This window comes from Pseudomonas sp. 14A, assembly GCF_018132745.1.
Lineage (GTDB): Bacteria > Pseudomonadota > Gammaproteobacteria > Pseudomonadales > Pseudomonadaceae > Aquipseudomonas > Aquipseudomonas mercuritolerans.
On record NZ_JAGRQJ010000015.1, the window covers coordinates 387,443 to 412,566 of the forward strand.

Below are 25,124 nucleotides of genomic sequence, written 5' to 3' on the forward strand. Positions count from 1 at the left end.
CTAAGGCGTTAAACCGCCACCAGGCGCACGCTGGCACCTTCACCGACGCCCAGGGCTTCGGCTGCTTCCATATCCAGCGTCACCGGTTTGCCCGGCGCGTAATCCAGCTCGAGCAACACCGCGCGGTAATCCTGCAACTGTGCGTTGGCCACCAGGTACTGACGCCCGGCGCCTTTGACCGGCTCGCCGATCTTCACCGGCACCACGCGGCTCTGGGCGATCGAACGGATCCCCGACACGCGTGCATGCAGGGTCGGGCCGCCGTCGAAGATGTCGATGTAGTGATCAGTCTCGAAGCCTTCGCGCATCAGGATGTCGAAAGTGATCTGCGCACGCGGGTGCACCTGGCCCATCGCCTCTTGGGCGGAATCCGGCAGCAGCGGCACGTAGATCGGGTAATGCGGCATCAGCTCGGCAAGGAAGGTGCGGCTTTTCAGCCCGCACAGGCGCTCGGCTTCGGCGTAGTTGAGGTCGAAGAAGTTGCGCCCGATCGCATCCCAGAACGGCGAGTCGCCATTCTCGTCGCTGTAACCGACGATCTCGGTCACCACCGAATCGGCAAAACGCTCCGGGTGGCTGGCGACGAACAGCAGACGGCCACGGGAATTGAGCTCGGCCCATGGCGATCCGACCAGCTCGCGCTGCACGTAGAAACTGGTCAGCAAGCTGTTGCCGGTCAGGTCGTGGCACTGCGAGAGCACGTGGATCTTGTTGTGAATCTTCAGCTCGCGGGAGGCGTGGACGAAAGTCTCGTTGCGGAAGCTGTAGAACGGCTCCGAATAACCGGCGGAAGCGACGATGGCCGAGCAGCCGACCAGTTTGCCGGTGCTCGAGTCTTCGAGGACAAAGAAGTAACTCTCTTCACCGTTGAAGCTCACTTCGGCGGCGAACGAAGCTTCGCTCGCGGCGATCTTGTCGCTCAGACGTTCCACGTCATCCGGCAAGGAAGTGACACCAATCGGGCTGTCCGCAGCCAGACGCTGTACCTCGCCCAGATCAGCCATTTGCGCGGGGCGCATCACCAGCATGGTGTCACTCCTTTCTCTTCAATATTCACAGAAAAAACCGGGCCCACATAAAGATCGATGCAGGAATGGGACTTGTGGCGAGGGATTTATCCCCGCTGGGGGGCGAAGCACCCCCAAAAATATGGGGCCGCTGCGCAGCCCATCGGGGATAAATCCCCTCACCACAGGTTCAATCCAACAGGTGAATGTGCCCGGTATCAAAAATTGGTTCGGCGCCGGAAAAACTCCAGGCGCCGAAAGGTCCATCAGGCTTGCGTCAACTTCGCCGCAGCACGTTCGAAGCGGTCGAGACCTGCGTCGATATCGGCATCTTCCACCACTAGGCTCGGGGCGAAACGGATCACGTCCGGGCCAGCCTGGAGAATCATCAAGCCTTCCTGCTCGGCGGCGTTGAAGATGTCCTTGGCCTTGCCTTTCCAGGCTTCGCTGAGCACGCAACCGATCAGCAGACCGAGACCACGCACCTGGGTGAACAGGCCGTATTTCTCGCCGATCTGTTGCAGGCGGGTCTTGAACTTGTCGTGCTTGGCGTTCACGCCGTTCAACACTTCAGGGGTGTTGACCACGTCGATCACCGCTTCGGCGACGGCGCAGGCCAGCGGGTTGCCGCCGTAGGTGGTGCCGTGGGTGCCGACCACCAGATGTTTGGCCAGCGCTTCGGTGGTCATCATCGCCGCGATCGGGAAACCGCCCCCCAGGCTCTTGGCGCTGGTGAGGATGTCCGGGGTCACGCCGTAATGCTGGTAAGCGAACAGCTTGCCGCTGCGGCCCATGCCGGTCTGCACTTCGTCGAACACCAGCAGCGCGTTGTTCGCGTCGCACAGTTCGCGGGCACCTTGCAGGTAAGCCAGCTCGGCCGGCAGCACGCCGCCCTCGCCCTGGATCGGCTCGAGCACGACCGCGCAGGTCTTCTCGGACACCGCCGCTTTCAGCGCGGCCAGATCGTTGTAGGGAACGTGGGTGATGCCGGTGATTTTCGGGCCGAAACCGTCGGAATACTTCGACTGGCCACCGACGTTGACGGTGAACAGGGTACGGCCGTGGAAGCTGTTCAGCGCGGCGATGATTTCGTATTTCTCGGTGCCGAAACGGTCGAATGCGACGCGACGGGCCAGCTTGAATGCGGCCTCGTTGGCTTCGGCGCCGGAGTTGCAGAAGAACACACGCTCGGCAAACGTGGCGTCGATCAGCTTGTGCGCCAGACGCAGGGCCGGTTCGTTGGTGAACACGTTGGACACGTGCCACAGCTTGTTCGCCTGTTCGGTCAACGCACCGACCAGCGCCGGATGCGCGTGGCCCAATACGTTGACGGCAATCCCGCCGGCGAAGTCGATCAGCTCGCGGCCGGACTGATCCCAGACCCGGGAACCGGCGCCACGCACCGGAATGAAAGCGGCAGGCGCGTAGTTGGGAACCATTACCTGGTCGAAATCGGCGCGTTGTACCGCAGCGTGCTCAACGGACATCGGAGTCTCCTGAAGAGGAACACCCGCCTGGAACTGGCGAGCGATGAGGGGATTGTAAGGACAGTTGGGTGCCCGGCCTTGTCGCCAAGCGACAACTTCTTATAGCGCAAACCCCGGATTTTCCCGGGTTTACGGCAATGCGACATATAGCGTCGCAAAGGCGCAGTTTACCGGGCGCGGCCGATTTGCGGCAGGCCGCGCAGAATACCAAGTCAGCCTCGCGGCAGAGACATAAATATGTACCGCACGAGGTGCGCTGGCTGCTGATTTGCTGAGGGCTCTTCCCAACGCCAAGGAATGGCCATGCACCTGTCTGAAGGACACCCACCGGCAACCCCGACTGTCGCCAACGACGCGCGACATCCCGCTGAGCATTACCAACCGCTGAAAAAGGCGATCCCCGACTGGCTGGGCGACATCTCGGCCACACGGCGAGACGCACTGAAGAACAGCGTCCCGCAACTGCCCGAACCGCTCAAGACCGCTCCAGCCGAGCAGCATGCGCAGATGAAAAGTCTGAATGCCGCGCACATCAGTGCCCAGAGTGAAGTGGATAAAAGCCTGGAGCATTTGCAGGACGCGGCAGCGTTCGCCGAGCCCCTGCTCAAGGCAGAACTGAAACGCGCTTTCGATCTGGATCTGGATGTCAGAAACACCTATGTGCGTTTGTACATCCCTGCCACCACTCCCTGGTTCCCTATCAAGACCGGCGCAAGGGTGTGGAGCATTTCGCTGCTCGACGCCGCATTGCATAACTTTGAAGACAAGGAAACCCGCACCGACGCCTTCGAAGCCGAGTCAACTTTCACCACGCCACCGACCACGACGGGACAGTTCGACACCTTGCCCGCGATCAAATCAACGATGAGCATCGCCGCGTTCACCCAGTTGTGTCGCCGACTGGATGTCGGCGCGAAGTATCAAGCCAGCCTGGAAGAAAATCTCGGCTACTCCGATCCCATGATCGCCTCGGTATTGCGCAGCAAGCTGGACGCCAGCGAGAAGGCTGCCATGAAAGCCGCTTTGCAATGGGCACGGATGAACCGCGATGTGTCAGAGAACGCAGTGCGCCTGGTCGAGGCCCTGCTCGATGGCATGAAAGGCATCTACATCCATGGTGCGCCCTTGTTGTGCCATGACGTGACGATGCTCTGCGCGCCACTGACCGGCATCGTTGTCTTCGGGGCGGATTTGACCGTGTCGCGGACCAACGCGCGGATCGTGGCCTATGTGCCGGACGATCCCGAGCACCCGTTCAAGGAATATGCCTCGCCGCTGGAAATGGTCGTTGAACTGACGCGCCAGTTGCGCTCCAAGGAGTACCAGCGGTTCTTCAGCCGCTTCGTCAATCATGAACAGCGCGGATTTTTCTTCGGCACCCTCAACAGCCGCCTCAGCGAAATCAAGTGGCATCCCCACGAACCCGGCAGCTCCCTGCCGGCCTGGCGCGAGGCGCCTGTGGAGCGACCCGATCTGCAGACTGCGCTGGTGCCGTTTCAGGACGACCTGTGGCAGCACCTCTATCAGACAAAACTGAACAAGATCTTCAATGACGGCCGCAGCATCGCCGTGCCCACCGCAGCAGTCGACCAGAAGGCACGCTGGGCGTTCTGGGACTCGGTGGTCGACATCATTTCCACGATCGCCCAGACCGCCGCACTGATTGTCGCCCCCTTCGTACCGGTGCTGGGCGAAGTCATGATGGCGTACATGGCTTACCAGATGCTCGACGAAGCGTTCGAAGGCATCATCGAATGGGCGCAGGGCCGCACCACCGAAGCCTTCGAACATCTGATGGGCACCGTGGAATCGCTGATCCAGTTGGGCATGTTTGCGGTTGGCGGTGCGATTGCCTCGGCTGAGTTTCGCAACGTCTTGCCCAAGGAAGTCGTAGCGTTTATCGACCGTTTCAAACCGGTAAAACTCGCCAATGGTGAAACCCGCTACTGGCAACCCGATCTCGAGCGCTACGAATACCCGGCCCGGCCCGAACCGGATTCGCAACCGACCGCACTGGGCCTGCATCCACATCAGGACAAACAGTTGCTGCCGCTCGAAGATGCGCATTTTTCCGTGCAGGAACACACAGTGCCCGGCCAGTACCGCATCGAACATCCGACTCGCCCCGACGCTTATCAGCCTGTGGTACGGCACAACGGCGACGGGGCCTGGCACACCGAGCTCGAACGCCCCGTGGAATGGGACGGCGAGACCGCACTGCGGCGCATCGGCCCGGCGGTAGAGAGCTTTACCCCGGCCGAGCGCAAAACCATTCTTCAGGTCAGCGGCAGCAGCGAAGATGCCGTGCGCAAAATGCATGTGAATCAGGAGAAAGTCCCGCCGCTGCTGGCCGACAGCATCCAGCGCTTCAAGCTTGACCAGCAGTTGCAGCGCTTCATCGATCAACTCGACAGCGACGTTGCGCAAGAATTTCTGCGCGCCGACCAGGTCACTCAACTGCAATTGCTCAGCGAACATGGCCGCTGGCCGAGCAACCAGCGCCTGCGCCTGATCGATCGCAAGGGCGAGCTGCTCTGGCAGTCCAGCGCAGACGAAAGCCTGCCGTTGACGGAGTTGCGTCAGGACCAATTGATCGGCGGCGACCTGCTCAAAAGCCTGCTTTCGGTTCTCGATCAAGCACAGATCAAGGCACTGCTCGCCGAACCCTTCACCGCGACCCCGCCACTGGACGTGCGCTGCCAGACCCTGCGCAAGCAAGTGGTCGAGCTCGCCAGAACGCACCGAAGCGCACTGTTCGAATCCCGCTATCGAGCCTTGCAGCACCTCGACGATCCGCTGGCGCAACAGCTCAAGACTCACAACCCCGAATTACCAGCGAGCATCACCCGCGAGCTGCTCGACACTGCCACGGGGGGTGAACTGCTACAGATCAGCGATGGACAGCTGCCACCGCGCCAACAGGAACTGATGCAATTGGCCAGCCAGGAAGTGCGCATGACCCGGGCATACGAGGGGCTCGAACTGGACTCGGTGAAAAATTCCGATTCCGACTCGCTGTCGCTGCACAGCCTGAAATTCCTGCCGGGCTGGAGCGGCGATGTGCGGATCGAAATCCGCGACGGTCGCTACGAGGGTCCGGTGGTCGACAGCATCGGGCGCGAGGACGCGCCTGAACAAAAGGTACTGGTCAGGCGCGATGACGGGCGCTATCAGCCCTTCGACGACCGCGGCCAGGCACTGCACTCGTTCGGCGATTTCCATTCCAGCCTGTTGTACGCATTGCCCGACAGTGAGCGCAGCAGTCTCAATATCAGGGTGGGCCAGGGCAACGTGCTGAAAGCCGCCATCCGCGAACGCGCCATGGAACGTGAAGAGCTGCGCGTCGTGCTACAGGAGACGCCGATTCGGCCACCGGTCTTCGATACGCTAAGGCTGCTGGGCAGCGACGGTTATTCCCGAGTTGAACAAAGCGATGAGGAAATCCTGGAAGGCTACCGGCAGGACATCCGTGCGCTTTACCCGAAGCTGACCGACCTGCAGATCAGCACAGTGGAGCAAAACATGCGCGCCAGTCCGCTGGGCCAGCGCGCTGAGATCCAGCGGCTGCAGGATGAATACCTGCAATTACAGAACGAGCTGCATGTCTGGGCCAACAACCCGCCCCTCAGTCATCCCGATACCGGCATTGCACTCACCCCGGTGCAGAAACGCGCGGAAATCCAGAACCGACGATTGCTCAGGGAAGAAATCCTCAAAGGCTGGCGTCGGGAGTACCCTACCGACCTCGATGATTACGCCATGGCATCAGGTCACGCCATGAAGCTTGTGCACCCGATCATCGGCGACCTGCCCACGCTGTCGGCTGACCTCAGGCATATCACCACCCTGATCCTTGATGGCGGCGCCACGCCGGGCTCACTGGACAGTTTTCTGCGACAGTTTCCGCGATTACGGATTCTCGATGCACAAAACCTGAGGCTGCCGTCGCTGCCTCAGGCACTCACACACATGCCTTATCTGCGCGAACTGAAAATGCGCAAATGCGGGCTGAGCCTTACGATCACCACGCAGGCTGTGCTCGCCTCCATGCCACAGCTGACCATCCTCGATCTGCAGGGCAACGCCCTCGGTTTGCCACCCGACCTGCACGCGTTGCCCTCGTTGCGTTACGTCAATCTGTCGCGGACCGGCATACATAGTCTGCCAGATGACCTGTTGGATCATCCTCGGCTGAGTTCCGGCCAGTTCGATGGCAATCGCCTGACAGCGGTGCCCGAGGGGTTCTTCAATTTGCCCCCCTCCTTGAGCGATAACTTCACCTTCGCTGACAACCCGCTGACCCCAGCGGCGCGCGAACGCGTGAAAAACTTCCATGAATATTCCGGCCGACACTTCGACATTCGTCCGGAGAGCGCAGATCTGCAGCGCACCATCGCACTGTTCCCTGACCTCAACGAGGACCAAGCCACCAAAGTGTTCTACCGCTTGCCCGGAACACTGACTGAGGCCCGTGTCCAGTTGGCGCTCTGGGAAGCCGAGGTCAGCCAGTTGAACCTGGAACTCAGCGAATGGATCAACCAGGCGGCCACGTTTCACCCTGAAACAGGTGAACGCCTGCCGATCGCCGAACAGACGCGTGAGCTGGATGCCAGGCGGAGCTTCGCGCAACAACTTGAGCAGTTCTGGCGCAGCAGATCCGTGTCCACTCGCGAGGGCAGTCTTGAGGCCAGCGCTGCGTTCAGTGGTGACATGCCCGTGCTCAGCGCAAACTTCGAGCACGTTTACGATATGACCCTGACTGGCAATCGGCAGATTTCGGCGATCGCGCCGTTTCTGGAGTGCTTCCCCCAACTGACCAGGCTCAAGCTGAACAACTTCGAACTCGAACCGAAGGCGTTGCCGATGAATACGCTGACTCGTCTGTTCGAACTGCAGATGAAAAACTGCGGCGTGCTGTTGACTCCGGAGAATCAGGCGGCGCTGCTGTCTTTCGACCATCTGCACCAACTGGATCTGAGCGATAACCCGTTGGGAACCTTCCCCGACCTCAACCTGTTGCCCCGGCTGTGGGACATTGACCTGTCCAACAGCGGCCTCAGCGTTGTCCCGGATGGACTGGCCAGCCACCCGAATCTGCGCTCCGCAATTCTGTCCGGCAATCGCATCACGCAAATACCGGACGCCCTGTTCGATCTGCCTGCCGAGCGCAGCGGCAGCATTGATCTTTCCGACAATCCCTTGTCGACCGAGGCGCGCGACAACGTCCAGACCTACTATCGCAGCCATCGCAAGGACTTCCATGTCATGGCCGCCGACGAGGACATTGGCCTGGCGCAGGAATTGTTCGCCAATCTCGATCAGCAGAAGGCCAGCGGCATGATCTACGATCTGCCGGGCAATCTGGCCGACAGCCGCGCGCAACTGCTTCGCTGGAAAGCGGAGCTGGCGCAGATGCAACTGGATCTCGAGCGCTGGGTGCAGGAAACGCCGTCCACGCATCCGGTCACAGGCCGTGAGCTTTCGGAAATGGAGCAGGCGCAACAGCATTCGGCACGGACCGCATTCAAGCAAGACCTGGAGGCTTTCTGGCGCCAGCGGTCCAAAGTGGACGGCAAGCGCAGCACGGCCCTTGTGACCGATCTGAAATTCGTCGGCCAGATGCCTCGCCTGAACGTCGACTTCAGCCATGTCTCAACCCTGAAGTTGACGGGCAATGCAGCGATCACCGGCATAGACACGTTCGTGGAGTCCTTTGCCGAGCTGCGGGTGCTGCAAATGAAGAAATTCGCGCTGAATGAAATTCCGCCCTTCATCGCCAACCTGAACAATATCGAACAGCTGCGCCTGGACGGCTGCGCCATCAACTACACCTCCGCCGGACATGATGTGCTCGTGTCGCTGAGCAAGCTCAAGCGTCTGGACCTGAGCAACAATCCACTGACCGTGACACCCGATCTACAGACGATGCCGGCATTGCAGGACGCTTTTCTGACCCGTTGCAATCTCTCGTCTCTGCCCGAAGGTATTGCCGAACACCCGGCTTTGCAGTCCCTGTACCTCAACGACAACAAGATCACACAGTTGCCGGAAGCATTGTTCAGCGCAAATCCGAATCGCACCGCGGGCGTGCGGCTGGCCGGCAATCCGCTGTCTCTGGCTGCTCGCGAGCGAATCAAGACCTACCATGCCGAACACAATCGCCACTTCGGCATACTGCCCGCCCCGAATGACGTTGCGATGGCGCGCAGAGTGTTCCCGCACTTGAGAGACGATATGGCCATCGACATGATCTATCGCCTCCCCGGCACATTGCAGGCAGGTACGGCGCAACTGATGAGCTGGGAAGCCGAAGTGACCCGACTGCTCAGCGACCTCGAAGCGTGGCAGCAGCGCGTACCGAGTCATGATCCGACAACGGGCCAACTCTGGACCGCGCAGCAAAGAGCAGCGCAACTTGAGGCGCGAAACCAGTTCAGCGAAAGTCTTGAGGATCTCTGGCGCGGCAGTCGTATCGACATGCCGGATCTGCGCCTGGAAGTCTTGACTACCGAGGCTCCATTCGTCGGCGAACTGCCACAGCTGAGCGCCGATTTCAGCCAGATCACGCACCTGAAAATCCAGGGCAATCCACAGCTGAGTATTGCCGACGGCTTTCTCGATTGCTTCACTGGGCTGGAGGGACTGGAATTGCCTGGTTTCGCACTGGGCCGAATCCCGCAAGCGCTGGAGCGCATGCCTTCGCTTGAAACGCTCATGCTCAGCCGATGCAATATCACCCTCGATACTGCCGGACAAGCCACGTTGTCGACCCTGAGTCGCCTGACGGCGCTGGATCTGTTCGGTAATCCGCTGGGCCAGACGCCCGATGTATCGACGCTTGCCAACCTGACCTTCATCGATCTGATCCGCACGGGAATCGAGCGTGTGCCCGCCGGGCTGGATCGACCTGCGCGCCTGAAAACGGCGCTGCTGGGCGAAAACAACATCATCGGATTACCTGAGGATCTCACGGCTTTCGCCAACCGCGGCGTGGATCTGGCTGCCAATCCACTGTCTGCCACCTCGCGCGAACAGATCAAGGCGTGCTACCTGCTCAAGGACGACAATTTCGGTGTCTGGGCCGAACAGGCGGATCTCGATCTGGCCCAGACGCTGTACCCGGGGTTGACTGCCTTCGATGCCAATGACCTGGTCTATCGCCTGCCCGGTTCAATGGCGGACGGACGCAGCGAACTGCTGCGTCGGCAGACCGAGCTCACCTCGTTACTCGGCAATCTTGATGCCTGGGTCAATGCAACGCCCACTGATTCGGTTAACCAGGGCGTGCCGGAAAATGAAGCGTGGCGCGAGCAAGTCGTCCAGCGCCAACGCTTCAAGGACAACCTGGAAAAACGCCTGCGGCACTTCCCGGTCAACCCCATGGACGGCGAGTTCGTCTGCGACCTTTCGTTCACCGGCGAGCTGCCGCCGCTGTCTGGGCGTTTCGATTACATCGACCAATTGCGGCTGACCAGCACGGCGAGCACTCCTCCTCCCGTCGATCGCTTGCTGGAGCTGTTTCCCCGGCTCAGGGTGCTGGATATCCGCAATTACCCGTTACGTCGGGTTCCTGCGCCGGTCTTTGGCCTCGAAACCCTGAGTAGCCTGAACCTCTCGGGCTGTGAGATCGCAATGACTGCCCGCACGGCAGAGGCTTTCGCACCGCTGAAAAATCTCGGTTCTCTGGATTTGAGTAACAACCCACTGGGGCACAGCCCCGATCTGATCCACTTTCCCGACCTTCAGTTGCTGGACCTGAGCAACACCGGCCTGACCATGCCGCCCGCTGGCTTGTTCCGGCTGACTCAGTTGCGCAAGGCTGACCTGTCCAACAACAGAATCAGGGCGTTGCCGTCCGGGTTTCCGTCCCGTCCCGACATCATGATGACCGAGTACGATTTCAGCGCAAATCCGCTGCAAGCGGAAAGTCAGCAACGTCTGGACAGGTACAACACGGCCCTTGGCGCGCACGACATCGAGACGCGCGCATCGAGTACTCCCGCCTGGAATGAATTTGACGATTTCATGGATTCGGATTTTTCCGATGGCGAGGAGCGACCGTTACCGCCGAGCGACCCTGACTGACGCGCTGTCAGCCACGCTCCGGCGGCACTGACGACAATTCGAACGGGCTGCTGCTGCGCCGCTGGTTGCGATCTTCCCGCGGCGTGGCACCGAAGAAATTGCGATAGGCGCTGGAAAAATGCGGCCCCGAGGAGAAGCCACAGGACAGGCCGATCTGGATGATCGACTTGCTGGTCTGCATCAACATCTGCCGGGCCTTGTTCAGGCGCAATTCCAGGTAGTACTGGCTCGGCACGCGATTGAGGTATTGCTTGAAGATCCGCTCCAACTGCCGACGGGATACGCACACATGCTGGGCGATTTCGTCGGTGGTCAGCGGCTCTTCGATGTTGGCTTCCATCAGCAACACCGCTTGGGTGAGCTTCGGATGGCTGGAGCCGAGGCGATTCTGCAATGGAATGCGCTGACGTTCACCGCCCTCGCGGATGCGCTCGACCACCAGTTCTTCCGACACCGCACCGGCCAGTTCCGCACCGTGATCGCGGGCCAGCACCGCCAGCAGCAGGTCGAGCACCGACATGCCACCACAAGCGGTCAGGCGATCGCGATCCCAGTCGAACAGATGACTGGTGGCGATGACTTTCGGGAAGCGCTCAGCAAAATCGTCCTGCCAGCGCCAGTGCACGGCGGCGCGATAACCGTCGAGCAAACCGAGCTGGGCCAGCGGATAGACACCGGCCGACAGACCACCGATCACGCAACCGGCACGCACCAGTTGCTTGAGCGCACTGCTCAGCGCCGGCGCCAGGGTGGTCGGTGGCTCGTCAGCGAGCAGGAACAGTTTCTGGAAATTCTCGAGCTTGCCGGCCCAGGGTTCGCCGGGCAATTGCCAGGCCCCTTCGCTCTGCGGCTCGGCCTGCAGGAACGACAGTTCGTAAACCACGTCCGGGTGCACCCGCTGCGCAACACGCAAGGCCTCCTCCGCCAGCGCCAGCGTCAACGCTTTAGTGCTGGGCCAAATCAGGAAACCAATTCGATGGGCAGTCATGGGCGGGCAATCCGAAACGAACAACGGTGATGAAGGCATGGGCCAATGCTAGCCCGGAAATGAATACAAATCCTGAGTCCGACACAGATCCATGTAGGAGCTGCCGAAGGCTGCGATCTTTTGATTTTCGAAAAACAAGATCAAAAGATCGCAGCCTCGTTGCACTCGGCAGCTCCTACAGGGGATCTGGGTCAGGCTTCAGGTCGCGAAGCATGACCTAATCTGGTGCACAACGGCAGCCCTGATTTATTTCAGGCTGCCCGACAGAAACTGCTGCAAGCGCTCCGACTGCGGGTTGACCAGCACTTCGCGCGGGTTGCCGCTTTCTTCGACGACGCCTTTGTGCAGGAACACCAACTGGTTCGACACTTCACGGGCGAAGCCCATTTCGTGTGTCACCACAACCATGGTGCGACCTTCCTGCGCCAGCGCCTGCATCACCTTCAGCACATCGCCGACCAGTTCCGGGTCGAGGGCCGAGGTCGGCTCGTCGAACAGCATCACTTCCGGCTCCATCGCCAGCGCACGGGCGATCGCCACGCGCTGCTGCTCGCCGCCGGACATGTGCCCCGGGAACGCGTCCTTGCGATGGGCCACGCCAACCTTGTTCAGGTAATGCTCGGCTTTCTCGCGGGCTTCGGCCTTGGACACACCGAGCACGTGCACCGGCGCTTCCATGATGTTTTCCAGCGCGGTCATGTGCGACCACAGGTTGAAATGCTGGAACACCATCGACAGGCGCGAACGCATGCGCTGCAGCTGCTTCGGGTCAGCGGCTTTCAGCGCGCCGTCCTTGTTCGCCACCAGTTTCAACTCTTCGTTGTTGAGCAGGATCTTGCCCGCGTGCGGCTGCTCGAGCAGGTTGATGCAGCGCAGGAAAGTACTTTTGCCGGAGCCACTGGAGCCGATGATGCTGATCACATCGCCGGCGGCGGCTTTCAGGGACACACCCTTGAGCACTTCGTGACTGCCATAGCGTTTATGCAGGTCTTGGACTTCAAGTTTGTACATGCGGTCGGTTCTCACAAAAACAGTCAGTCAGTCGTTGAGCAAGCGCCCGTGACGCAGCGCTTCGCGCCCCGCCACCTTGGCCAGCCAGAAACCGGGTTGGGCATAGCGCAGCCGTTCAATGGCAAACAGCACCCCGGACGTACCAGCACATACCGTGCTGACCCGATCGGACACAGGGTCGATCACTTGAAAAATCTCGTCGCCCGCCTCGACCCATTCGCCGGGCTTGCGGGAAAAACTCACCACACCGGGGTGCGGCGCGAACAACAATTCGGTGCCTTCGAAAGGCATGCCTTCGCACGCGTCGTGTATCGGGTTCGGCCACTCGCCAGTGATCAGGCCTTGCTCGGCAAGGAACGCCAGAATGCCTTCGGCGTAAGCCTCGGCTTCGACGCGGCCGGTGTCGGCCTGCCCGCCAAGCTCGATGGTCGTCGCCAGACACGCCAGCGGAATCTGCGCATCGGGGAACTGCCGCGACAGGCGCAGCCACGGCAAGGAGCAGGCTTCATCGAACGAGCTGCCGCCGGAATCTTCCGCGAGCAAACCAACTTTGACGTTCAGGTGCGCCGACAGCGAACGCCACTGCGGCCAGTGCTGCGGCAGCGCGTACATGTGCAGCGCGGCTTCGGCATCGCAGTGCAGATCCAGCACCACATCGGCGGTGCAGGCGTGGCTGAGCAGCACACGCTGCATCCCCTGCAACTGGCTGCTCGCTTCAGGCAAGCCGGCCAAGTGGTCGGCCATTGCCTGGCGGATCAGGCGCACGTTGGCGTGCGGATCATCACCGAGTTTTTCGCCCAGCGCCGTCGCGACCGGCGCGCTGAGCTCGACGAAGTCACGGTTGAAATTCTTGCCGCTGCCCGCCTCGAAACGGCCCTGGAAATTGCCTTGCAGCAACTGCCCGAGACCGATCGGATTGGCCACCGGCACCAGCTCGATCACGCCGTTGAGCAAGCCTTGGGCTTCGAGTTCGCCGAGGCGCTTTTTCAGCTCCCAGGCGGTGCGCATGCCCGGCAGTTCATCGGCGTGCAGGCTGGCCTGGATGTAGGCCTTGCGCTCGCCGCTGCCGAAACGGAAAACCGAAACCTTGCGCTCGCTGCCCAGATGGCTCCACGGCAATACGTGGTCGATGCGTTGCATATCAGTGCTTCCGTGGCGCGAGGTAGCTCAACCAGCGACGCTCGGCCAGCTTGAACAGCTTGACCAGAATGAAGGTCAGGCACAGGTAGAACACGCCAGCGGTGATGTACGCCTCGAACGGCAGGTAGAACTGCGCGTTGACGGTACGCGCCGCGCCAGTGATGTCGATCAGGGTCACGATCGACGCCAGACTGGTGGTCTGCAGCATCATGATCACTTCGTTGCTGTACTGCGGCAGCGCGCGGCGCAGGGCCGATGGCAGCAGGATGCGTTTGTACAGTTTGAAGCGCGACATGCCCATGGCCTTGGCCGCTTCGATTTCACCATTCGGCGTGGCCTTGAGGCTGCCGGCGATGATCTCAGCGGTGTAGGCGCTGGTGTTGATCGCAAAGGCCAGGCAGGCGCAGAACGTTGCGCTCGACAGCCACGGCCACAGGAAGCTTTCGCGTACCGCCTCGAACTGGGCCAGACCGTAGTAGATCAGGAACAGCTGAACCAGCATCGGCGTGCCGCGAATCACGTAGGTGTACAGCCACGCGGCGCCGTTGACGAGCGGGTTTTTCGAGACGCGCATCAGCCCCAGCGGCAGTGCCGCCAGCAGACCGAAAAACAGCGACAGCGCAAGCAGTTTGAGGGTGGTCAGCAGGCCGCCGAAGTACAACGGCAGTGCCTCCCAGATGACGTTGTAGTCGAAGATCATAGATCAGCCGCCCTTACGCCTACCGAGTAGCGCTTCTCAAGGTGACGCAATGCCAGCAACGAGACACTGGTGATCACCAGGTACATCGCCGCCACTGCGAGGAAGAAGGTGAAAGGCTCGCGCGTGGCATCTGCCGCCTGCTTGGCCTTGAACATCATGTCTTGCAGACCGACCACGGAAATCAGCGCGGTGGCCTTGGTCAGTACCAGCCAGTTGTTGGTGAAGCCGGGAATCGCCAAGCGAATCATCTGCGGCACCATCACCCGGAAGAACACCTGAAAACTGCTCATGCCGTACGCCATGCCCGCTTCGGCCTGGCCTTTGGGAATCGCCATGAACGCGCCACGGAAGGTCTCCGAGAGGTACGCACCGAAGATGAAACCGAGGGTGCCGATGCCGGCGGCCAGCGGGTTCAGGTCGATGTAGTCGTCATAGCCGAGCATCGGCGCGACGCGGTTGAGCAGGTCCTGACCGCCGTAGAAGATCAGCAGGATCAGCACCAGATCGGGAATGCCGCGGATCACCGTCGAATACAGGTCGCCCAGCCACGCCAGCCAGCGCACCGGCGACAGGCGCAACGCGACACCGATCAGCCCGAGAACGATGGCCAGAGCCATGGACGACAAGGCGAGCTGAAGCGTCAGCCATGCGCCATCGAGGATGACAGCCCCGTAGCCTTTCAACATGATTCAGGTCCTCGAAAGTTGGGATGAAAAAATGGCGCAAACCGCAGAGATTCTGTTGCTTGCGCCATTTCGGACTTGTCGCAGAGACGTCTTACTTGCCGTAGATGTCGAAGGCGAAGTACTTGTCCTGGATTGCTTTGTATTTGCCGTTTTCGCGGATGGCCGCGATGGCAGTGTTGATCTTGTCTTTCAGGGCGTCGCCCTTGCGCACTGCGATACCTACGCCGTCGCCGAAGTATTTGACGTCGGTGAAGGCCGGGCCAACGAACGCGAAACCTTTGCCGGCGTCGGTTTTCAGGAAACCGTCGTCCAGCAGGGTGGCGTCAGCCACGGTACCGTCGAGACGACCGGCAGCCACGTCGAGGTAGATTTCGTTCTGCGAACCGTAAGGCTTGATCTCGGCGCCCAGTGGAGCCAGAACTTCGCGGGCGAAACGCTCGTGGATCGAGCCACGCTGTACGCCGATGTTCTTGCCTTTCAGCTCAGCCAGACCTTCGCTGACCTGAGTACCGGCCTTCATGACCAGACGCGCCGGGGTGTTGTAGTACTTGTTGGTGAAGTCGACCGACTTCTTGCGATCTTCGGTGATCGACATCGACGACAGGATGGCGTCGATCTTGCGCACTTTCAGTGCCGGGATCAGACCGTCGAACTCTTGCTCGACCCACACGCACTTGACCTTCATCTCTTCGCACAGCGCGTTGCCGATGTCGTAGTCGAAACCGACGATGCTGCCGTCCGGTGCTTTCGAAGCGAATGGAGGGTAAGCCGCTTCGATGCCGATCTTCACAGGTTTTTCGTCAGCGACGGCATTCAGCGACAGCACGGACAGTGCCAGGGCGCCAAGCAGCACAAGTTTCTTCATCTTGGGACTCCATCGGTAAAGGGCAAAAACGGCAGAGTGAGCGACAGCCCAATATGCGAATGGGTGAATCGGAAATCGGTTGCGCATCGGCGGAAATTTCCCGTTGAAACCGCAGGCGATTTCAACGTCAGCCACGATGAGCGAGTGATCGGCATTCTAACGACAGGCCCGAAGCCGATATTTCTTCAATGCGACAACTAATTACAGATGCACCGAGAAAGCGGTTTGAGCTCATTGACAGCCCTGCAATTTCATGCAAGAGCAAAAGACAGTGAACCGATACATATTGCAAGTTGCGGGCCCATTATTCGCAAACCCTTCTAATCCGGCAAGCGCAGCGTTATGTCTTATTTTTCCGCGGGGCTTTGGCGGCTCTAAAACGGCGCACCGCGTTTCCCTTCGCCCCGGTTTGGCGCGGGCGGTTACACATTGGGTTGTGGCGGGTAACAGCGGGAAAGGTCTGACGGGGGAGATCGATAATTATTGGTTGGGGTGTTGCGGGTTCCTACAGCTGACTCCTGCGCTGTCTGACAGATCGCCTTCGCGAGCAGGCTCGCTCCCACATTTGAAATGCGCCCGTTTCCTTGTGGGAGCGAGCCCGCTCGCGAAGAGGCCAGCCCGATCAACACAAATCCACTAGGCACAAAAAAGCCCCATCCGGCATCACCGGACAGGGCTCCTATGCTTCTAACGCTTAAGCAACATTCATGGTCTTGTGCGTATCAATCAAATGCTGCACCACACCCGGATCCGCCAGGGTCGAGATATCCCCCAGCCCGTCGTATTCCGCCGTGGCGATCTTGCGCAGGATGCGGCGCATGATCTTGCCCGAACGGGTCTTCGGCAGCCCCGGCGCCCACTGGATCACGTCCGGCGAAGCAATCGGGCCGATCTCCTTGCGCACCCAGTTCTTCAGCTCCAGACGCAACTGCTCGGTCGGCTCCTCGCCATTCTTCAAGGTCACATAGACATAGATGCCCTGCCCCTTGATGTCATGCGGCACGCCCACCACCGCAGCTTCGGCCACCTTCGGATGCGCGACCATCGCGCTCTCGATCTCGGCGGTGCCCATGCGGTGGCCGGAAACGTTGAGCACGTCGTCCACGCGCCCGGTGATCCAGTAGTAACCGTCCGCATCGCGACGCGCGCCGTCACCGGTGAAGTACATGCCACGGAAGGTCTTGAAGTAGGTATCGACGAAACGATCGTGATCGCCATAGAGCGTACGCGCCTGGCCTGGCCACGAATCGAGAATCACCAGATTGCCCTCGGCCTCGCCCTCGATGATGTTACCGAGGTTGTCGACCAGCGCCGGCACCACACCGAAGAACGGACGCGCCGCCGAACCCGGCTTCAGCGCGTGAGCGCCCGGCAGCGGGCTCATCATGTTGCCGCCAGTCTCGGTCTGCCACCAGGTATCGACGATCGGGCAACGCGACTTGCCGACATTCTTGTAGTACCAGTCCCAGGCTTCCGGGTTGATCGGCTCACCGACCGAACCGAGCAGGCGCAGGCTGCTGCCATCGGCGCCTTCAACCGCCGCCTGACCCGAGGCCATCATCGCGCGGATCGCGGTCGGCGCGGTGTAGAGGATGTTGACCTTGTGCTTGTCGATGATCTTCGCCACCCGGGTGATATCCGGGTAGTTCGGCACACCCTCGAACAGCACGGTGGTCGCGCCGTTGGCCAGCGGGCCGTAGACGATGTAACTGTGGCCGGTAACCCAGCCGACGTCGGCGGTGCACCAGTAGATTTCGCCTGGACGGTAGTCGAACACGCGCTCGTGGGTCATCGCCGCATACAGCAGATAACCGCCGGTGGTGTGTTGCACGCCCTTCGGCTTGCCGGTCGAGCCGGAGGTATAAAGGATGAACAGCGCTTCTTCGGCGCCCATCTCTTTCGGCGCGCACACAGTGCCCGCGACTTTCATCAGGTCTTCGTACCAGATGTCGCGATGCTGGTTCCACTTGATATCGCCACCGGTGCGCTTGCAGACGATGACTTTCTGGATGCTGCTGGTTTCCGGGTTGGTCAGGGCGTCGTCGACGTTGGCCTTGAGGGAAATCTTCTTGCCGGCACGGATGCCTTCATCGGCGGTGATCACCACTTTCGAACGGCAATCGATGATGCGACCGGCCAGCGCTTCCGGCGAGAAACCACCGAACACCACCGAGTGAATCGCGCCGATCCGGGTGCAGGCCAACATGGCGACCACGGCTTCGGGGACCATCGGCATGTAAATGGTCACCACATCGCCACGGTGCACGTCCTGACCACGCAGGGCGTTGGCCAGTTTGCACACTTGCTCGTGCAGTTCGCGGTAGGTGATGTTGCGGCTCTCGGAAGGATCGTCGCCTTCCCAGATGATCGCGACTTGATCGCCGCGCTCGGCCAGATGACGGTCGAGGCAGTTGTAGGAAACGTTCAGGGTGCCGTCGGCAAACCACTTGATGTCGACATGGTGATCGTCGAACGACGTCTGCTTCACCGTGGTGAAAGGCTTGATCCAGTCCAGACGCTTGGCTTGCTCGCGCCAGAAGCCGTCAGGGTTGACGACCGACTGCTGGTACATGGCTTTGTAGGTCGCCTCGTCAGTCAGCGTGTTTGCCAGAACCTCGGGACGAACGGGATACAGAGAAGCCGCACTCATCTTTCCTACCTCGGTGTAATAGTTGTTTTTGTATGACCCCGTTGTAGCCGGGTGGGCCCCATAGAACCATTCGACGATGGTTGTAGGAGCTGCCGCAGGCTGCGATCTTTTGATCTTCAAAGCAAGATCAAAAGATCGCAGCCTCGTTGCACTCGACAGCTCCTAAAGGGGCCGCGCGAGGGATTGTTACCAAATATGCCAAAAGTGTTTATCAAAACCCGCTCTGTTTACCCCGGCCCCAGCGCCCTAAAATTCACCTCGCCAACAAGGCAACCGCGATTAACAACGTTACAGCCCCCACGAAGGCCGTTAATCCAGCTCTCCAAGTAACGCATCAAATACTCAAGCTCCACACGCAACCCTAAAAAGGTTGCGTGACCCCACTCGACCTCAAAAAGGTGAATTAGAAATGAAAGCTTTATTGGTTCTGGCCCTCAGCAGTCTGTGCGCAACCGCCATGGCAGATGAGGTCCCGACTGATGTCGCACAGCAACAACCGGTCATCGAGGAATACACTTACTCCACGCATCTGGACATCGCCAAAGTTGTATCGATGAGCGAAATTCCAAATGTGTGCGAAGTAGTACCGGCGAAAATGGAATACGACGACTCCAAAGGCCAACGCCACATCCTGCGCTACAGCATCATGGGCAACGGCTGCACGAACTGAATCAGACTGCACCGAATCGGATCGCTCAGCGCTACATTGAGGGTCGATTCCAGCCCGACTTCGGTCGGGCTCAGTTGTGTCTGGAACCGCGAAAAAGGCTTGCAAAACACTAGATATAGTGAAAAACGCGCTTTTCTGGCTATTTTTTAAACAGAAAATCACCCGCCAAAAATTTAACGAAAAAAAATCTGCCGGCCTCGACTCCGCGCAAAGCCCTGTAATCCCTCGGTCGGACCGAAATCCGCCCCCTCCTCGGCCTCGCCATGAGCCGATTCGCCGCACCACGCCGGTAAAAATTTCCCTATAATGCCGCCCTATACGGGTCAGCAATATTCCCTTACAGGGAGCAAAAGCCATTCTGAAGCCCCGCAACAGTGCCAGACGCTGATTGCGCCCATCAGAGGCTCTCGGAACCCGTCAAAATTTCTGTTTATTTGCCTGCGTGCATCGCTGCAAAAAACGACATCCAACGCGGCTTGTTTGGCCGTGTGAAAAACCAACCCTTCAGGTTTCACACGGGCACAAGCCCTCACGCAGGAGACGACACGTCATGCTGAGCTGGGACGAATTCGATAAAGAAGACAGTGAAGTCGCAACCGTGAAAGGCGCCAACGCCGGCCACGCAAGCGAAGCCAACATGGACCGCCTCGACAACGCCGGCGGCGCCGCAGCGCTGGAAGCCCGCGCCGTCACCGCCGACGACTCGGCCGCCGTGGCCCGCGCCAAGGCTGCACTGAACTCCCTCGACGTCGCCGAAGGCCTCGCCGAACTCGAAGGCGCCTCCGCCCGTGTCGCCGTTGACGAAAAGCGCATGATCAACTGCCGCGCCGACCTCAACCAACTCGTGCCATTCAAGTACGACTGGGCCTGGCAGAAGTATCTGGACGGTTGCGCAAACCACTGGATGCCGCAAGAAGTCAACATGACCGCCGACATCGCCCTCTGGAAAAACCCGGAAGGCCTGACCGACGACGAGCGCCGCATCGTCATGCGCAACCTCGGCTTCTTCTCCACCGCCGACTCCCTGGTTGCCAACAACCTGGTCCTGGCCGTGTACCGCCTGATCACCAACCCGGAATGCCGCCAGTACATCCTGCGCCAGGCTTTCGAAGAAGCGATCCACACCCACGCCTACCAGTACTGCATCGAATCGCTGGCCATGGATGAAGGCGAAATCTTCAACATGTACCACGAGATCCCATCGGTCGCGAAGAAAGCAGCCTGGGGCCTGAAGTACACCCGCTCGATCTCCGATCCAAAGTTCGAAACCGGCACCCCGGAAACTGACAAAGAGTTGCTGCGCAACCTGATCGCTTACTACTGCGTTCTGGAAGGCATCTTCTTCTACTGCGGCTTCACCCAAATCCTCTCCATGGGCCGCCGCAACAAAATGACCGGCGTCGCCGAGCAGTTCCAATACATCCTGCGCGACGAATCCATGCACCTGAACTTCGGCATCGACGTGATCAACCAGATCAAAATCGAAAACCCACACCTGTGGGATGCGGAAATGAAGGAAGAAGCGACCCAGATGATTCTGCAGGGTACGCAGCTGGAGATTGAATATGCGCGTGACACCATGCCTCGCGGGGTGTTGGGTATGAACGCGGCGATGATGGAGGATTATCTGAAATTCATCGCTAACCGTCGTTTGTCGCAGATTGGTTTGAAAGAGGAATATCCAGGGACGACTAACCCGTTCCCTTGGATGAGCGAGATTATGGACTTGAAGAAAGAGAAGAATTTCTTTGAGACTCGGGTTATTGAGTATCAGACTGGTGGGGCGTTGAGCTGGGACTAACTAATAGTCTCACTCGCCACGATTTGACGATTGCGGTCTGAGTCGACAAGTCGAAAAAGCAAAAAGCCCCGATCTGATCGGGGCTTTTTTATAGGTGATGGGTAATCCCTTTCCATCCCTACATCTCAGCGCCAAATCTCCTACAGCAGTTACAGCCGCTTCCGCATTGATACCTACCACAAGCACCTCTAAGCTCAATTTCAGGTGCCTAAGAAACGCCCAACGTAGAAAGCATGGTCAACTTACAGACGCGTACGTCGTCGGTAGTGATTGCCTGCACGTTGGGATTTTTTAAGTCCACTCTACGTTGGGGCCAGGCTCTCCTAAAATCCAAAACGTAGAGGTCATAGATATGTCTGATCCATGCTCGGTAACCGTCTTCTCTCGCCACAATCTTTCTCTACATGCCCTTCTATTAGAGAACCAGCCTTGGTTCTCCGCCCGCGATGTCGGCCGTTTGATGGGTTTCCATCTGAATGATCGGGTGGTCAACAAGCTAGATAGCGACCAGCGCCGCGTTATGTGGATTGAGTACTTTCGAGAACCTGAACAGCATCTGATGCTCAGTGAGTCTGGGGTTTATGCGCTGTTGGTCTATCACTACGTTCCGGGAAATCGGTTATTGCGTGAATGGCTCACCAACGAGGTCGTGCCGACCTTGCGTGACGCTGCGGATTCGGGAGATTCAAATCGGCCAATGTTGAGCTTGTTGGATTGGCCGGAGATGTCGTTGAGTTTGCTGCATTGGCAGGATGAGGGCTGGATTCGGCTACGGGATATGCCGCACCTGTTAAATGATCAGACGCAGCGGAGAGCAACTCCGATTCGACCTTGGTGGCGACGAGTTGCTCAGGCGTTCCAATCTTCGAAGCGCTCAATGGGCTAGGTGACGTGTTTATAGGAGCACTTTCGAGCCCCACGACTCTTCATAAGCAGTTCATGACAGCCATTCAATATCGACCGAGGGTTCGCACCCTCGGCGATCGTATGGGTAGGAAAAAGAACAACCGTGATTGGAATATTCAACCTTCAATTGCTTCCAACCGAAGCTTCAATCTCTGATTCACCAATGCGCCATGCACCCCAGAATGAATTTCCCGGTGACAACTTGGACATACAGCTGCCACATACCGTGGGTGGTCTAAACCACCATCGGAGAGCCTATTCACATGATGAGGTTCTAAATAGGGTGTGCCATCTTTCTTCAAGAATGGAGCAGGCATCTCACAGCTTTCGCATATTCCCTGAGCACGCATCAATACGTAGAACGAGACCTTCCGGCTACGCTGATAAATCTTACGGGGGGCGGATTGTCCGAATCCATCACTGCTAAGCTTACACGCAGCCACCGCGACCAGCCGCGCAGCAGCCAGAGACTCGGGAAGGTCAGCCTTGTCCTCGTACTCGTCACCAACTTCAATCGTTCCGCCAGAAATACCGACAGGGACTAGTCGAAAAACAATAGCCGCACGATCCTGGCCAGTTACATCAGGTTGAATCCGCGTGAACATATCTGCACAAGAAAATTCACCTACATAAGCGCAGCCTTTACCTTTGCCGAGTGACTTAAACAAATGCAGTGCTCGGCCGTCCACGGCATGCTCAGCAATGGCGCGGTTGCCACGAGTCAAAGTCATCGCACCTCGCTGTCCTTCACCGGTGTAAAGATATGCGCCGTCGTCCCAACGATCTGCATAACCGTATTGTTCACCGCTATCGCCAGTAAACAAAAAAATCACTGGATAGATAGCTGACGCTGCAATGCCACTTTGGCGACTACCACCGAACGGTCCATTGATTTCAGTTTTTCGGTCATAAACAACCCCTGGCGTGAACTGCAACAAAAGCTCACCTTCTTCACGAGGTAACTCCACAATAGTGAAGCCTCGCTTCTTAAGGTAACTGTTGGTCGGATGCCCACCCGAAAAATCGCCTACCGCAACGCCAGTCGCCAAAGAGACAATTTTCTTCGCTGGATACAGGACCCCGCCCGCTTCAATGGCATAACGATGCGATTGGTTTTTTTCCCAGCCTTGCCACTCAGGCCTACTCCGAAATTTGTGATCAAACTCCAGCATCGCGTTGCCTATTCGTTCCTTCGAGACCGCTTTGATCACCACGAGTGCCGCCCTTTGTAGTCAATGGCTGTAGGAAAATTCCTATAGTCGCCAAACTCCAAAAGGGTTTCAATACATGACAGAGCAAAGAGCCACTATTTCCAGGCGTTGCCTTTAATATCGGCGTGCTCCCCCTAACTCGTTTACTCGTCTTAACGCGCCATCTTCTCCTCAAGGATCCGAGCCCCACCATGAAATTCGATCTCGCCTACTGCCTCAGCCTCGACGACAAGTTGTCGATCTATGACGTTCGCGATCTCAATTTCGATGAAACTGTGGCGTTTGACTCGGCGAAGGAACACTTCCAGTGCCCCAACGATGCCTGTCGTGCGGCGTTCGAGGCTTCCAACGAGTTGGGCACGTTCAACGCCAAGAACGTGAATTACGTTCGCACGCCGCACTTCAAGAATCTGCCCACGACGCAGCATGTGGCGGGTTGTCCGTATGTGAGTTCGAAGGCGTCGGCGTCTGGCGTTGAGACGGCGGATGGCGAGGTGGATGACGGGCGTGAGGAGCATTTCCCATCGGAGTTATTGCTGACCCGGCGTGAGTATGTGCGCAAGCCTGTCGCGCCAGCGGGGGCGGCGGATGTGTTGCGCGATGACCCGGTGCGGGCGGCGGCGGACAGTGGTAAAGAGTCGGTGGGTCGTGAGTCGGCGCCGGACAAGACCAGTGTGTTTGCGCATCCGGTGGAGTGTTTTGTTTCCAACTTCGCCGACAAGGATTTGCTCAAGCGCATGCCGTTGAAGATTGGCGAGCATACGGCGCCGTACAGTTCGTTCTTCAAGAAGATCGAGTATCTGACGGACAATAAGGGGCTGATTTACTGGGGGCGGATCAAGAAGATTGAGGACTTCCACAGTGCCAGTTTTCGGATCGACTTCGAGGACAAGGTCTGGTTCAAGAAGCCCGAAGACAGCAAGAAAAAGCCGTATCCGGTCAGCGTTTATCTGAACAAGAAGCTGATCGACAACTACCGCAAGCGCAAGGCGTTTCTGGAAGAGATCAAACACGCTGTGGATAGCGACAAGGCGTTGTTCTGTTTCTTCTATGGGGTGACGCCGGAGTTGAAGCAGGTGCCCGGCAAGAAGAACCCCGAGAAGCCTTTCGAGGTCTTCAATGCCAATATCGAGAACCTGGATCACTTCATTATTCGTGAAGCGCCGGGGTTGGAGTGACGCTCAGTTGATGCGTGCCCCTTCTTCAAACGCTCGAATCTCCCGATCCGCCTCCCTGCGTCGCTCAAGTGCAGCCTGAACGCCCAGATCTTCCACTCCGCAATACTGGCGCAGCCAATGAGCGAGCATTTCTTCATCAGGGCGAAAGTAATCTTTTCGGTCCTTGGTGTTTCGAATTTGCGAATTCATCCGCGCATCGAAACCGATAGCTGCACGTTCGCCTTGGGGCAAACAGCCCCACTCTGCCGCGCAATCCTCGAAAAACCAGGCGACTTGTTCGATGTGCTTTTGTGCGCTGCGATGGCCACGGCGATAAAAACGATACTCGCGACTCAGCTCGAGACGATCGGTCATTGTCCCCGCATCAACCCATTGCATGAGGTCATGATTGATTGCATCGCGGATCAGACCTTCGCGCCAACGCTCGTTAAACCACGCTACAAACCCTTCGGCGTCGGCCTTTTTGGCATCGGCCAGGATCACGCAATAGCGGGTTTTGATGTGCAGGACCAACAACACATGTTTGCGCTGCACCGTGATCGCATGAACCAACCACTGTTCGTCCGCGCCGTTCAGCTCATCATCCTCAATAACTGATGACGGCGGTTTAGTGTCCACCGGCGTGATCGTTTTGCCTTTATGGACACGGCTGAAAAACTTGCTGGCGGCTTCGGTGCAATTGAAGATCAACATCGTGGTTCTCTGCTGAAGACTGGAGGGCAACGCCCGACGCCGATTC

General features: G+C 58.8%; 16 protein-coding genes. 5 read left to right on the top strand and 11 right to left on the bottom strand.

The window, feature by feature from the left end; genetic code table 11:
* Positions 1–8: 8 nt before the first annotated feature.
* Both aruF and PS14A_RS18660 read right to left on the bottom strand, forming a co-directional pair.
* Entirely contained in the window at positions 9–1,028 is a 1,020-nt protein-coding gene (aruF, locus tag PS14A_RS18655) for an arginine/ornithine succinyltransferase subunit alpha (RefSeq protein ID WP_024014015.1), read from the bottom strand.
* Between the two features lie 245 nt (positions 1,029–1,273).
* Entirely contained in the window at positions 1,274–2,494 is a 1,221-nt protein-coding gene (locus PS14A_RS18660) for an aspartate aminotransferase family protein (protein WP_212616937.1), read from the bottom strand.
* A 303-nt stretch (positions 2,495–2,797) separates the two neighbouring features.
* Here PS14A_RS18660 and PS14A_RS18665 point away from each other — a divergent pair, with 303 nt between their 5' ends.
* The gene (locus PS14A_RS18665) at positions 2,798–10,579 is read left to right on the top strand and encodes a DUF6543 domain-containing protein (RefSeq protein ID WP_212616938.1); all 7,782 of its coding nucleotides are present in this window, start codon (positions 2,798–2,800) and stop codon (positions 10,577–10,579) included.
* 7 nt (positions 10,580–10,586) lie between these two features.
* Here PS14A_RS18665 and argR read toward each other — a convergent pair whose 3' ends face one another.
* From argR to acs, 7 genes are all read right to left on the bottom strand, one after another.
* Complete coding sequence (gene argR / locus PS14A_RS18670; protein WP_024014018.1) at positions 10,587–11,567, bottom strand: transcriptional regulator ArgR; 981 nt, start codon at positions 11,565–11,567, stop codon at positions 10,587–10,589.
* A gap of 246 nt (positions 11,568–11,813) precedes the next feature.
* Positions 11,814–12,578 carry an ATP-binding cassette domain-containing protein gene (locus tag PS14A_RS18675; RefSeq protein WP_003227281.1) on the bottom strand — a complete coding sequence of 255 codons (765 nt, stop codon included), beginning with the start codon at positions 12,576–12,578 and terminating at the stop codon, positions 11,814–11,816.
* A gap of 27 nt (positions 12,579–12,605) precedes the next feature.
* Positions 12,606–13,718 (bottom strand): succinylglutamate desuccinylase/aspartoacylase family protein, encoded by a 1,113-nt coding sequence (locus tag PS14A_RS18680; RefSeq protein ID WP_212616939.1) that lies wholly within the window; start codon positions 13,716–13,718, stop codon positions 12,606–12,608.
* A 1-nt stretch (position 13,719) separates the two neighbouring features.
* A complete protein-coding gene (locus tag PS14A_RS18685) occupies positions 13,720–14,418 on the bottom strand; it encodes an ABC transporter permease (protein WP_016773584.1) in 699 nt (232 codons plus the stop codon).
* Complete coding sequence (locus PS14A_RS18690) at positions 14,415–15,104, bottom strand: ABC transporter permease (protein ID WP_016773583.1); 690 nt, start codon at positions 15,102–15,104, stop codon at positions 14,415–14,417. The genes PS14A_RS18685 and PS14A_RS18690 overlap by 4 nt, the downstream gene beginning before the upstream one ends.
* 91 nt (positions 15,105–15,195) lie before the next feature.
* Positions 15,196–15,969, bottom strand: a complete 774-nt coding sequence (locus PS14A_RS18695; protein WP_024014020.1) for an ABC transporter substrate-binding protein — start codon at positions 15,967–15,969, stop codon at positions 15,196–15,198.
* A gap of 694 nt (positions 15,970–16,663) precedes the next feature.
* Positions 16,664–18,619 carry an acetate--CoA ligase gene (gene acs, locus PS14A_RS18700; RefSeq protein ID WP_212616940.1) on the bottom strand — a complete coding sequence of 652 codons (1,956 nt, stop codon included), beginning with the start codon at positions 18,617–18,619 and terminating at the stop codon, positions 16,664–16,666.
* Positions 18,620–19,028: 409 nt separating this feature from the next.
* Here acs and PS14A_RS18705 point away from each other — a divergent pair, with 409 nt between their 5' ends.
* The 3 genes from PS14A_RS18705 to PS14A_RS18715 all read left to right on the top strand — a co-directional run bounded on the left by PS14A_RS18705 (position 19,029) and on the right by PS14A_RS18715 (position 21,976).
* A complete protein-coding gene (locus PS14A_RS18705) occupies positions 19,029–19,289 on the top strand; it encodes a DUF2790 domain-containing protein (protein ID WP_016773580.1) in 261 nt (86 codons plus the stop codon).
* A 550-nt stretch (positions 19,290–19,839) separates the two neighbouring features.
* A complete protein-coding gene (locus PS14A_RS18710; protein WP_016773579.1) occupies positions 19,840–21,090 on the top strand; it encodes a ribonucleotide-diphosphate reductase subunit beta in 1,251 nt (416 codons plus the stop codon).
* A gap of 352 nt (positions 21,091–21,442) precedes the next feature.
* The gene (locus PS14A_RS18715) at positions 21,443–21,976 is read left to right on the top strand and encodes a Bro-N domain-containing protein (protein WP_212616941.1); all 534 of its coding nucleotides are present in this window, start codon (positions 21,443–21,445) and stop codon (positions 21,974–21,976) included.
* A gap of 136 nt (positions 21,977–22,112) precedes the next feature.
* Here the strand turns inward: PS14A_RS18715 and PS14A_RS18720 are convergent, their stop codons facing one another.
* Positions 22,113–23,210, bottom strand: a complete 1,098-nt coding sequence (locus tag PS14A_RS18720; protein ID WP_122602127.1) for an HNH endonuclease signature motif containing protein — start codon at positions 23,208–23,210, stop codon at positions 22,113–22,115.
* Between the two features lie 188 nt (positions 23,211–23,398).
* On the opposite strand from PS14A_RS18720, the gene PS14A_RS18725 reads away from it, so the two are divergent.
* Complete coding sequence (locus tag PS14A_RS18725) at positions 23,399–24,385, top strand: hypothetical protein (RefSeq protein WP_212616942.1); 987 nt, start codon at positions 23,399–23,401, stop codon at positions 24,383–24,385.
* A gap of 3 nt (positions 24,386–24,388) precedes the next feature.
* Here the strand turns inward: PS14A_RS18725 and PS14A_RS18730 are convergent, their stop codons facing one another.
* Positions 24,389–25,078, bottom strand: coding sequence for a hypothetical protein (locus tag PS14A_RS18730; RefSeq protein WP_212616943.1), 690 nt, complete (start codon positions 25,076–25,078; stop codon positions 24,389–24,391).
* Positions 25,079–25,124: the final 46 nt, after the last annotated feature.

Excerpts from the sequence above, each read along its gene's own strand:
- PS14A_RS18675 (WP_003227281.1), bottom strand. The coding sequence starts at position 12,578 with ATGTACAAACTTGAAGTCCAAGACCTGCATAAACGCTATGGCAGTCAC.
- PS14A_RS18680 (WP_212616939.1), bottom strand. The coding sequence starts at position 13,718 with ATGCAACGCATCGACCACGTATTGCCGTGGAGCCATCTGGGCAGCGAG.
- PS14A_RS18715 (WP_212616941.1), top strand. The coding sequence starts at position 21,443 with ATGTCTGATCCATGCTCGGTAACCGTCTTCTCTCGCCACAATCTTTCT.
- PS14A_RS18730 (WP_212616943.1), bottom strand. The coding sequence starts at position 25,078 with ATGTTGATCTTCAATTGCACCGAAGCCGCCAGCAAGTTTTTCAGCCGT.
- PS14A_RS18725 (WP_212616942.1), top strand. The coding sequence starts at position 23,399 with ATGAAATTCGATCTCGCCTACTGCCTCAGCCTCGACGACAAGTTGTCG.
- PS14A_RS18705 (WP_016773580.1), top strand. The coding sequence starts at position 19,029 with ATGAAAGCTTTATTGGTTCTGGCCCTCAGCAGTCTGTGCGCAACCGCC.
- aruF (WP_024014015.1), bottom strand. The coding sequence starts at position 1,028 with ATGCTGGTGATGCGCCCCGCGCAAATGGCTGATCTGGGCGAGGTACAG.
- PS14A_RS18665 (WP_212616938.1), top strand. The coding sequence starts at position 2,798 with ATGCACCTGTCTGAAGGACACCCACCGGCAACCCCGACTGTCGCCAAC.
- acs (WP_212616940.1), bottom strand. The coding sequence starts at position 18,619 with ATGAGTGCGGCTTCTCTGTATCCCGTTCGTCCCGAGGTTCTGGCAAAC.
- PS14A_RS18710 (WP_016773579.1), top strand. The coding sequence starts at position 19,840 with ATGCTGAGCTGGGACGAATTCGATAAAGAAGACAGTGAAGTCGCAACC.
- PS14A_RS18690 (WP_016773583.1), bottom strand. The coding sequence starts at position 15,104 with ATGTTGAAAGGCTACGGGGCTGTCATCCTCGATGGCGCATGGCTGACG.
- PS14A_RS18660 (WP_212616937.1), bottom strand. The coding sequence starts at position 2,494 with ATGTCCGTTGAGCACGCTGCGGTACAACGCGCCGATTTCGACCAGGTA.
- PS14A_RS18685 (WP_016773584.1), bottom strand. The coding sequence starts at position 14,418 with ATGATCTTCGACTACAACGTCATCTGGGAGGCACTGCCGTTGTACTTC.
- argR (WP_024014018.1), bottom strand. The coding sequence starts at position 11,567 with ATGACTGCCCATCGAATTGGTTTCCTGATTTGGCCCAGCACTAAAGCG.
- PS14A_RS18695 (WP_024014020.1), bottom strand. The coding sequence starts at position 15,969 with ATGAAGAAACTTGTGCTGCTTGGCGCCCTGGCACTGTCCGTGCTGTCG.